Raw genomic sequence first — 821 nt, 5'->3', positions numbered from 1 at the left:
CTATATCCATTTATTAATTGTGATTGCCATTGCTCATTTGCTTCAGCTTGTTCTGGCTGATTGTAAAAAAGCTCGCGTTGTTGGTTTTTAGTGGTGAATTCAGCGTCTTCTTCTGGGCCATGAGCTACGGGCTGCCTCTGCGAATACTTTATAGAACATAAGCTTAGGGTAGTGGCTTTACTACTTATTCTCACGCCATTGGGCTTGTCCTGAACCAAGTTCGTGTAATACGCGACCTGTAAACCCCGCTGATGGTGTATTTGAAACCCAAACCTTTATCTCACCTGATTCACCCATACCAACTATTAAATATGGGTAAATATCAGTTTCTACTTCGCCTGTATGGTAACTAAATCGAGGTAACTTATTTGCAAACTTATAGCCACTTTTATCTATTGCCACTTCACCGTAGTAAATTCTATTTTCTGACTTATCTAACCATTCAACAGCGACTTTTTCTGGGAATTTTTGATCGTAAACACCACTTGTTTTACCGGCACTTTGCCAGCAACAACCAAGGCTCCCCATAGGAATACCCCAACTATTATCAAAAGTGATTGATTGCACCCAGATTTCATTACCCTTTTGTGTCGCACCGCCTGCAACCATGTAATCAATTGTTCCTGTTGACGAGCAACCTATTACAAATAATGTTAAAGCAAGTGTGATGAGTGATTTTATGAGCTTGTCCATAATCTATATCCATTTATTAATTGTGATTGCCATTGCTCATTTGCTTCAGCTTGTTCTGGCTGATTGTAAAAAAGCTCGCGTTGTTGGTTTTTAGTGGTGAATTCAGCGTCTTCTTCTGGGCCATGAGC

General features: G+C 40.2%; 2 protein-coding genes. Both read right to left on the bottom strand.

The genetic code is table 11. From position 1 onward, the window contains the following. Window positions 1-194, bottom strand: a 194-nt coding sequence (locus H5186_RS22605) for a hypothetical protein (RefSeq protein WP_182795049.1), incomplete at its 3' end; no start/stop codon positions are given. Continuing rightward, window positions 181-693, bottom strand: a complete 513-nt coding sequence (locus H5186_RS22600; protein WP_182795048.1) for a DUF2931 family protein — start codon at window positions 691-693, stop codon at window positions 181-183. The genes H5186_RS22605 and H5186_RS22600, both read right to left, overlap by 14 nt. Between the last annotated feature and the right edge of the window lie 128 nt (window positions 694-821).

Source organism: Pseudoalteromonas sp. SG41-2, from assembly GCF_014164535.1.
In the GTDB taxonomy this organism is placed as follows: Bacteria; Pseudomonadota; Gammaproteobacteria; order Enterobacterales; family Alteromonadaceae; genus Pseudoalteromonas; species Pseudoalteromonas rhizosphaerae.
This window is presented reverse-complemented; position numbering and strand designations above follow the sequence as displayed.